Source organism: Ruminococcus sp. OM06-36AC (assembly GCF_003438725.1).
In the GTDB taxonomy this organism is placed as follows: domain Bacteria; phylum Bacillota; class Clostridia; order Oscillospirales; family Ruminococcaceae; genus Ruminococcus_C; species Ruminococcus_C callidus.
In genome coordinates this window covers 1-9,028 of record NZ_QSTT01000038.1, presented here as the reverse complement: position 1 = coordinate 9,028, position 9,028 = coordinate 1, and the positions used below count along the sequence as shown (strand labels likewise).

Genomic DNA, 9,028 nt, shown 5'->3' with positions numbered 1-9,028 from the left:
GACTATTATACCACACATTAATATTTTATGCAATATTTAAATGTTACAAAGTATTAGTAAAATGATTCGAGACAACTTAAAAAATGATGCCACACAAATTGCGTATATCTCAGGAAATAAGGAGTATGCCATTGAAATTTTTGAATATGATCCACTTTATTTTGTGCATAAACCGATTAACAAAGAAAAAATTGAAAAGGTATTTGAACGCTTGATTCATCGATTGCATTTACAAGCCGATGCATTTACATACAAAACAGGACATAACATTGTGAAAATACCGATCAAAGATATTATATATTTTGAGAGTGAGGATCACCAGATCATCATACACTACTACACTCAGAACGAATATCATAAAGATAGCTTTTATGGCTTGTTGGATCATGTGCAAAAACAATTAAAATCTTTTCAGTTTTTACGTATTCACAAAACATATCTAGTTCATCACTTATATGTGCGTAAATATGCCTATGATAAAGTATATCTATCTACAGGAATTGAACTGCCAATCGCACAGTCAAAACGAAAAGAGATCAGAGCAGAACAATTTGCTATCAATCGAAAGGAGTCCGTATGAGTTTATCCAACTACGATATTGTATACGCTTGTTCGGAATTATTTTCCATCTATATTATTTATTATTTTTTTCAATCGCTTTTTGGAACACAGATACGAAACAAGGTAATTACAATTAGCGTTTATGCATTATATTTTGTATTGACAATTGGGATTCATTTCGTTGCAAACATTCCTTTTTTGAATCTGATTTTCACGATAATCTCACTTTTTTCTATCTCATTATGCTATAATACCACTTTTCCAAAACGCTTGCTTGCAATATTAGAATATATTGTTTTAGGATTTGCCGTGGAATTAATTGTATCTGTGGTTACAAAAAATGCCTATATAGAACCACTTCAAAGATATGAATATGAAAATGAGATCGGAATCTTTTTATCTCGTATGGTAATCTTTTGGATTGTGTTGCTATTAGGATATTTTTCGCATCACAGAAATGAGCAAAAGATTCTTCCAATATGGACAATGTTTGTTTCTCCGTGCATACCAATTCTGACAATTGGCATAGAATTGCTGTTTACGACTGTTTCTGGAGTGACAGCACAATCGGTCACAGTTTCCATGATTCTCTTATTTATCATCAATATCGTAGTATTTTTTCTGTATGAATCACTGTCAATTGCATATGCACGGGCTGCAAAAGCAACAGTGGCAGAGCAAGAAAAAAATTACTACCAGAACCAGTGTCAGCTGATGCAGAATGCAGTGGAAGACACCAGAAGATTTCACCATGACATTTCCAATCATTTTTCTATTGTAGAAGCTTTTCTTGAAGGTCGCAAAACCAACGAGGCTTCACAATATCTACAAGAGTTGATACAGAAAGAAGAAAAAAAGTCTGTACTGTACTCTACTTCAGGAAATATTGTGGTAGACAGCATTATCAATTACAAGTTAAGATCTATTTCTGATTGGAATGTTGCTGTAACCGTAGACATTGTTATACCAACAGAACTTCCCATAGAAATTGTAGACCTTTCCACAATTTTGACAAATCTGCTGGACAATGCAGTACAGGCACTTCAAAAAACTGACGGAAAACGTGAGTTGAAAATCGCAATGACTTATCGAAAGGGTATGCTCTTTATTGCTGTAAAAAATACCTATCCAGGAAAGGTTCATTATGAAAATGGCGAAATCGTAACAACAAAAGAAGATACAGAATCACATGGATATGGATTAAAAAATGTAGAATCAGCAGCTGAAAAATATGATGGAATCTGTCAACTCCATCATAATGATGTCTATTTTGATGCTGAGGTGGCTCTGTATTTGTAAAAAAGCATGGCTTCAAAATAAAAACAAAATATGAAAAACTGTAAGTTTCGTCGAAAACACTGTAAGTTTCGTAGACTTCTCGCACAGGTACTTTTTTTATGGTATAATAACAATGCCGAAAAGATAATCTGTGAAGGGAGGTCTTTTTTATGCGGAAATTCTTTTCAAAGTACTGTGGCATGCTCGCATCTCTTGCACTTGCTTTCACAATTGTTACAGCAAATTCTACCTGTATTTATACATTGTACCAGGAAGATATGCCGGAACAGGCAAAAAAGCTGCGTAAGTTCTAATGTTTTATCGAATTTCTAATCGTATCGCAGATCGATTTACCGAAAAAAAAGTGATTCCACCAGAAGAAAAGGAATTATATCGCTTTGGAGTACAACAGGGCTTATCAATTGCTTTAAATGTTGTAACAACATTTGTTATTGGACTGGTATTTCGGATGGTACTTGAGAGTTTTCTGTTTCTGGCAGTATATATTCCACTTCGTAGTTTTGCAGGTGGAATTCATGCAAAAACGGCAAATCGGTGTTATGTATATTCGTCTTTTATGATAATTGCAGTTCTTTTGGTAATTAAATTTTTCCCACTTGGAAATTTAATTTGCAGTTGTCTGAGTTTTTTGAGTGGAATCATTATTTTTTTGCTTGCACCAGTTGAAGCAGAACATAAGAAATTGGATGAGATAGAATATGTTGTCTATCGAAAAAGATCACGTATTATTTTGGTTGCTGAAATTATAATTCAACTTCTTTTATCAATGATTATGCCAAAGCGGTTTATTATGTGTTTTTCATTATCATTTGTATGTCTTGCTACAGTTATGATAGTTGGTGCAGTAAAAAATAAAAAGAATGGAGAGTGTTTATGAAAAGAAAAGTATTTGCCGGATCCGCTGTTGCAGCTGCTTTACTCTTTCAATTAACAGCAGTTAGCTTTCCAGCATATGCTGCAGAATATGATGCTGTTCAAAAAGAAGAGTTTGTATCATCCTTTTCAGATGCTGAGACTAAGCAAGTTGCCCAGTATTTGGTTGACAATGGACTGTCTTTAGAAGAATCTAAGGATTTGATGAAGACATACGAAAAAGGACTTGCTATCATCGCAAGGGAAAGTGAAAATAGTGGAATTGCAATGTATGATTTAGAGGATAGTGCTGATGAAGAAATTCATATTGACGCACCATTCTACAGTGAAACAAATTTGGCCTCCACTGATCATTACATTGCTGTTATTAACACAAATGTGGATAGAAATGTAAGGGGTTGTCTGGACTTTTTGTTCCATGAAAAATACTCCTATTATGATAATGAAGTGTTGTATTTTCTCAATAATGATACAAATATTTCAAAGCTTCTTCCCATCTATGAGGATTCTGACTTATCATTGACGTATAAGTTAATCACAGATGGCACTTATACCGGCACAGATATCATGTGTTTGGTAAAGGTGGGAACAGGCATTAACACATTTAGTGAGAGTGATTTGCGTAATTCTATTTCGATGGTAGATACATCTCATATTGGCGGATTTAAGATGCATACATTTGCTTTGGGTGATATTGACCATAATGGAATTGTAAATGAAGCAGATTCTACTTACTTGATGAAATTTTTAGTACACTTGTCATTGGAGTTTTCTTATAACAGTGGTACAGATGACACAAGTTCTTTGATGAATATTGCAGCAATGAATTTTAATCTCGATGATAAAGTTGATTTGGAAGATGCAATTAGTCTGAACAGATATATAGCAAATTCCGAAAATGCAGAGTAAGGGGTATGTAAAGTGAATAGAAAAAAGATTGCTGCGGGCTTTATTTCTTTTGCTTTAATGATGCAGAGTTGTGTATTTGCTGTATCAGCGGCAGAAGAAAATAAAACTGCTAATTTTGAATATGATGATTTTTCGGTTTCATATTCTGTAACAAATTCGTATGGAAATACTGAAGTGGTATCATTGACACTTACGAATACTGGAGATGAAACGATTGAAGATTGGATGCTCTATTTTGAACCAAATGGAAATATTCAATATGTAACAAATGCTACTGAAATGACAGCGGAAAACGGAAAAATGTATTTCAAGAACAATGGATACAATGCAGATATTGCTCCTAGTTCAGCGGTTACATTTACCTATGCTGTAAATGATTGCACGGAGATTCCGGATTATTATGCTCTTTGTCAGACAAGAGTAGAAAAAACAGAAGGTTATGATGTTTCCCTATCTGTAGGAGAGTCATGGGGAGATTCATTTAATGGTTCCATTGTAATAACCAACCACACCGATAAGCCGATTGAAGCTTGGGAGTTGTCCATTGATACCAATTTTACGATTACAGAAATCTCAAACAGCTGGGCAGCAACGGTAACAGAATTGGATGAATATCAATATTTACTTAAAGGAACCTATACTTCTACAATCGCTGCAAATTCAAGCGTTTCGCTTGGTTTTATTGGTGTTTAGTAGATGCTTCTAACGGCATTGTTTTAGCTACTATGTACGATGATGGGGATTATGAAAATCATGGAGATGACCTTGAAAACGATGGCGTATTTTCTTGTGTTGTCACTGTGGACAATGCAGTAGAGGCACAACTGAGTTTCTATGCTGAAGATGGGGCTAATAAATCTTCTGATTTTATAATTGATGTGTATGAAGACATTTCAGATGAAAGTATCGATGAAATGATTGCTGTAAATAATGCATTGGAAACTTTTTCTGAAAGTGATGAGTATAAAAATTTAACTTTCGAAGAAAGAGTGGATGCTATTAAAAACCTTTTGAAGCAACTTTCAGAAACAGGAACTGAGGAATATCCGCATTCTTTGATTGTGTCTTCTAGCATAACTTTTGATAAGAATTCCAATTTGTATTCTTTTATGTACAATTGCAAAATAACTGGATTTTTTGAAGTAATAAATGAAGAATATTCAGAGACGGTTGGAATGGCTTCATCTTTGAGTAATGAGAATGATAAGTCTACTGAATTAGATGAGTCTACAAATAATGAAAATAACTCATATCTGGGTACAGCAAAAATTATATATGACCTTAATGTATATGACAGAAAAAATAGTAATTTTTCATATTCTCTTTTTAAAAGTTATGCAGAAAAGTGGTCTAAAGAAGGCTTGAATACGACCATAACTGCTGATCATTCTGATGGCAGTGATACGACTAGTATTGAAGAATTAAAAAATCTTTCAAGTTATGATTATGTTGTAATTGCTGCACATGGTGCTGACAATAATAATAATCCTCTTATTGCTGTAAGTGATCCAGGCAATAATGAAAATTATAAGAGATATAAAAAAGATTTGAGAAGCGGAAGAATCGTGCCATATGGAGAAAGTTTTTGTGTTGTACACAGCTTTTTTGAAAGATACTATGAAGAAAACGAATTGAATGACACACTGTTTTTCTTCTATAGCTGCGATATATTTGGCGAGAATGATATCATAGGATACAACATGTATGATTCACTTCATTCTGTAGGTGCTGAAACTGTAGTTGGTTTTTGTAATGAATTGCACGCAGGATACGGAAATGATATGCTTACAGACTTTACACAGCAGATGATATATGGACATACTACTGGAGAAGCATTTAATTATGCGAATACTAAAAACAAATCAAATTATACAGAAATTCCAGTAATAGCAGGAAATATTAATAAGAGTTGGGCAAATGCTACTGTAAAAAATGGTGATTTTGAGTCGAATGATTCTTCTCCTAGATATTGGAACTATTCTGGCGATGTTCGTATCCTAGACTCTTTAGGAAGCTATGTGCATGATAACAATTTGTTGTTCATGTCAACTGGAATTGGCTCTAAAAGTGACTATAATTCTAGTCAGGTGAGTCAAGTTTTTCATATCCCCGAAAATGCTACCACTCTCACCTTTAGTTATAACTTTATTTCTGAAGAACCGATGGAATGGGTTGGCGATGAATATGACGATGAATTTTTAACAAATATTTATGCTGGAACGTCAACAAGTACTGTTTTGAGAGAATCCACAAATACTTCAACATGGCATCGAACAAATATCACTAATTTTTATGGTGGTGATAATACCATGTATGAAACTCAATGGAAAACAGTAACAATTGATGTGGAACAGTATGCTGGAAAAGCAATTAAATTAGAGTTCAATGTAAATAATGTCGGTGATAACACATATAATTCCGCTGTTCTTATTGATAATGTTTTAGTTGCATAAGAAAGGAGCTTCTTATATGAAAAAAAGAGTTCTGAGTCTGCTCACTGCTGCAATGATGAGCGGCACCTGCTTTTTTGTCGGTGCGGAGCAAATTTGTGCAGCGGAGTATCCTTCTTTTACATTGCGGTTAAATCAGCATACTGGAAACGCAGAGTTTATGGAGGATGAAACCGATAAAAAGGTGGTCTTTACGGCTACTTGCTTAAAGTATTCCGGAAGCGATGTAGAACTGGTTGATGCCAAAACAAACGAAGTAGTCGCAAAAATGCTGGATGACGGCAACTTCGACGTTAGCGGAGATGACCTGGAAAATGACAGAACTTGGTCTGCTGTGCTGTCGTTTGAGAATGCGGCAGTTGGTTCTTATTCTTATTATGCTCGCCTGACAGATGCTGATGGAACAGTTTCTACCACAAAAACCTTTTCTGTTGTAATTTATGATGCGGTATCAGATGCTGACGCTGAAAGAATGGCAGAAATCGCACAAAAGGTAGGTGTACTGTCCAGCGATACAGCATTTCAGAATGCAGATCAGGAAACCCGAAAGCAAATGGCGGACGCACTGTTTGATCAGCTGATTGCAGAGGGATATGTAAAAGAAAACTCTGTGAACTATGATGCGGAAAAGCATTGGTATGCCTATCAGTGTGAGGGCGTCGGTGGATTTTCTGATGTGACGTGTTATCTGGACATTGCTGTCAAAGACCCTGATCAAGTATCTACTGGTATTGCAACAGCTACATCGGCATTCACCTATGTCAACCATGGAGATTCAATTGAGATCACCGGCTTTGACAATTCCATTTCTGATGTTGTAATTCCCTCTGAGATCGAAGGACTTCCAGTTACTGCAATTTCTGTCGGAGCATTTTATCTCTCTGCAATTACATCTATTGAAATCCCAAATACAGTAACTTCCATTGGTGAAATGGCGTTTTTGGGCTGTACTTCTTTGAAGTCTGTGAAACTTTCAACTGGAGTTGCAAAAATTGATAAAAATGCGTTTGGCTCTTGCAGTGCATTGCAGGAGATTCAGGTTGCGAAAGATAATCCCAATTTTTCTAGTCTAAATGGAGTTCTGTATTCCAAGAAGCAAGATACACTCATAATCTATCCGGCAGCAAAGACAGATGCTGCATATATCATTCCAAGCGGTGTTACATCTGTTGCAATGTATGCTTTTTCCGAGAATCCTTATCTGGAGACCCTTACAATTCCGAATTCCCTGATTAAGGTGGGAGATTCCGCATTTTATAACTGCAAAAATCTGCGTGCAGTTTCCTATAACGGAACGGAAGAAGAGTGGAATCAGATTACCATTGGTCTGCTGAATGAAAAGCTAACAGGAGCCACTATTCAGTATCAGGAGCGAATCATTGGGGATGTTAATGCAGACGGTGCATTTACAATTTCTGATGTTGTACTGCTGCAAAAATGGCTGTTGTCTGTTCCAGACACACAGCTTGCAGACTGGAAAGCGGCAGATTTCAATGGAGATCAAACTTTGAATGTATTTGACCTTTGCCAGATGCGTTATAATTTGTTAAAACAGGAAGAGGACTCCAAACGGTAAAAGCCGGAAATTTCAAAACAATACAATTAAGCATACGGCATCTACAAAATGTAGATGCTGTATCCTTCCGGTTTGAAATGATGCAGCATCTAGGCGAATTTGTGCTTCTCAAAATAGCTGTTCCAATTTGGATGAAACTGTTCCAATCATCCTAAAATCCGCTTATGGTGTATTTTTACGCCGGAAGGATGCAGCATCAGATGGAACCTATCATTAAAATAAACTTTTCCACGCAGAATCGATTCCAGCACTTCCCTTTCACATCTGTATGCTTGCATCTTTTCATGAAAATTGTCCGTTCTAATGATTCTCCATTCCTTTCATTTTTCGGGGCAAGTTCAACATTAACACTGTTGGACTTGCCCCTTTTTTTTGTCCTCAAGCAGCATACAATCCGGCGAAATGACCGGTTTTGTATGCTGCTTTTTTCTTTCTCCTACCTGTTCATATAAAATTTACATTTAAAACCTTCCCATTTTGCTTCTCTCAATTGTCTTAGTAATTTCAGGAGGGCAAAAAAGGGCTTCTCAAAACTGAATATGGAGGGAGGGAAAATAATGTCTGCTCCCTCGCATGATGATGATCAGCTGAAGCTTGAGATTTTCGATAGCTTCAGTAAAACAGTAATGAGAAATGCAAGCAGAAATTTCGCCGCTGCTGCAAAAACAAGAAGGAAAAATGAGTCGGTCAACACAGATATCGTACAGTACATTTTGAAAACACACGGTGAAAATGCTGTTTATCCATCCGAACATTTCATCGATGCTGGAAACGGATACTGCTGTGTCGTTGCAACAGAATGGCTGTATCAGGCAATGCTGCTGTTGCCGCCCAAACAAAAGGAAGTGGTTATTTTGGAATTCTGGTATGGAATGTCTATTTCCGAGATTTCCGAAACATTGCGGATCTCCAGACGCTCCGTGTCAGAACGGAAGAAAAACGCATTTGCAAATATTCGCAGTTATTACGAAAGGACACAAAAGCATGAAACTGGATTATGAAACGGTGTATCGTGCTGTCAAAGGGGACCATGATGCACAGGAAAAGCTGTTGCAGTATTACGATGCATATATCAGTGCATTGTCAACTGTGGTTGAGATTTGTTCAGACGGCACAGAGCACCAATATGTGTGTGAAGATCAGAAAGCAGAGATACAAACAAAGTATCTGGAGGCACTTTCTAAGTGTAAGGTGATAAAATGATAGAAACAGATTTATTTGAATTTGCCTATGTGCCGGATTGGTATGGGCAGTTAGAACAATTGGCAGAAATGGCGTTGTCGGAAGCATGGCGATTCCGAAAGCCCCAGACCGAATGTAAAAATACAGATACGCCGATTTTGGAACGGTATCTCCATAT

10 protein-coding genes are annotated in these 9,028 nt (G+C 36.3%); all 10 read left to right on the top strand.

Annotation, left to right across the window (positions count from 1 at the left end; genetic code table 11):
- The first annotated feature begins 61 nt into the window (after positions 1–61).
- On the top strand, positions 62–580 hold the full coding sequence (locus DXB92_RS12640; protein ID WP_187118454.1) for a LytTR family DNA-binding domain-containing protein: 519 nt from the start codon (positions 62–64) through the stop codon (positions 578–580).
- Entirely contained in the window at positions 577–1,860 is a 1,284-nt protein-coding gene (locus DXB92_RS12635) for a sensor histidine kinase (protein ID WP_022411420.1), read from the top strand. Before DXB92_RS12640 ends, DXB92_RS12635 begins: the two co-directional genes overlap by 4 nt.
- Before the next feature lie 149 nt (positions 1,861–2,009).
- Positions 2,010–2,153: a cyclic lactone autoinducer peptide gene (locus tag DXB92_RS12630; protein WP_117734155.1), complete on the top strand. Its 144-nt coding sequence runs from the start codon at positions 2,010–2,012 to the stop codon at positions 2,151–2,153.
- On the top strand, positions 2,153–2,737 hold the full coding sequence (locus DXB92_RS12625; RefSeq protein WP_117734154.1) for an accessory gene regulator B family protein: 585 nt from the start codon (positions 2,153–2,155) through the stop codon (positions 2,735–2,737). The genes DXB92_RS12630 and DXB92_RS12625 overlap by 1 nt, the downstream gene beginning before the upstream one ends.
- Complete coding sequence (locus DXB92_RS12620; protein WP_117734153.1) at positions 2,734–3,642, top strand: hypothetical protein; 909 nt, start codon at positions 2,734–2,736, stop codon at positions 3,640–3,642. The genes DXB92_RS12625 and DXB92_RS12620 overlap by 4 nt, the downstream gene beginning before the upstream one ends.
- A 12-nt stretch (positions 3,643–3,654) precedes the next feature.
- The gene (locus DXB92_RS12615; protein ID WP_117734152.1) at positions 3,655–4,335 is read left to right on the top strand and encodes a cellulose binding domain-containing protein; all 681 of its coding nucleotides are present in this window, start codon (positions 3,655–3,657) and stop codon (positions 4,333–4,335) included.
- A gap of 32 nt (positions 4,336–4,367) precedes the next feature.
- On the top strand, positions 4,368–6,095 hold the full coding sequence (locus tag DXB92_RS12610) for a hypothetical protein (protein ID WP_117734151.1): 1,728 nt from the start codon (positions 4,368–4,370) through the stop codon (positions 6,093–6,095).
- A gap of 16 nt (positions 6,096–6,111) precedes the next feature.
- Positions 6,112–7,668, top strand: coding sequence for a leucine-rich repeat protein (locus tag DXB92_RS12605; RefSeq protein WP_117734150.1), 1,557 nt, complete (start codon positions 6,112–6,114; stop codon positions 7,666–7,668).
- A 557-nt stretch (positions 7,669–8,225) separates the two neighbouring features.
- Positions 8,226–8,669, top strand: coding sequence for a sigma-70 family RNA polymerase sigma factor (locus tag DXB92_RS12600; RefSeq protein WP_187118453.1), 444 nt, complete (start codon positions 8,226–8,228; stop codon positions 8,667–8,669).
- Positions 8,653–8,871: a helix-turn-helix domain-containing protein gene (locus DXB92_RS12595; RefSeq protein ID WP_181977076.1), complete on the top strand. Its 219-nt coding sequence runs from the start codon at positions 8,653–8,655 to the stop codon at positions 8,869–8,871. The genes DXB92_RS12600 and DXB92_RS12595 overlap by 17 nt, the downstream gene beginning before the upstream one ends.
- The last annotated feature ends 157 nt before the right edge of the window (positions 8,872–9,028 follow it).

Coding starts and splice junctions, on each gene's coding strand:
- DXB92_RS12640 (WP_187118454.1), top strand. CDS start 62: ATGATTCGAGACAACTTAAAAAATGATGCCACACAAATTGCGTATATC.
- DXB92_RS12635 (WP_022411420.1), top strand. CDS start 577: ATGAGTTTATCCAACTACGATATTGTATACGCTTGTTCGGAATTATTT.
- DXB92_RS12630 (WP_117734155.1), top strand. CDS start 2,010: ATGCGGAAATTCTTTTCAAAGTACTGTGGCATGCTCGCATCTCTTGCA.
- DXB92_RS12625 (WP_117734154.1), top strand. CDS start 2,153: ATGTTTTATCGAATTTCTAATCGTATCGCAGATCGATTTACCGAAAAA.
- DXB92_RS12620 (WP_117734153.1), top strand. CDS start 2,734: ATGAAAAGAAAAGTATTTGCCGGATCCGCTGTTGCAGCTGCTTTACTC.
- DXB92_RS12610 (WP_117734151.1), top strand. CDS start 4,368: ATGTACGATGATGGGGATTATGAAAATCATGGAGATGACCTTGAAAAC.
- DXB92_RS12605 (WP_117734150.1), top strand. CDS start 6,112: ATGAAAAAAAGAGTTCTGAGTCTGCTCACTGCTGCAATGATGAGCGGC.
- DXB92_RS12600 (WP_187118453.1), top strand. CDS start 8,226: ATGTCTGCTCCCTCGCATGATGATGATCAGCTGAAGCTTGAGATTTTC.
- DXB92_RS12595 (WP_181977076.1), top strand. CDS start 8,653: ATGAAACTGGATTATGAAACGGTGTATCGTGCTGTCAAAGGGGACCAT.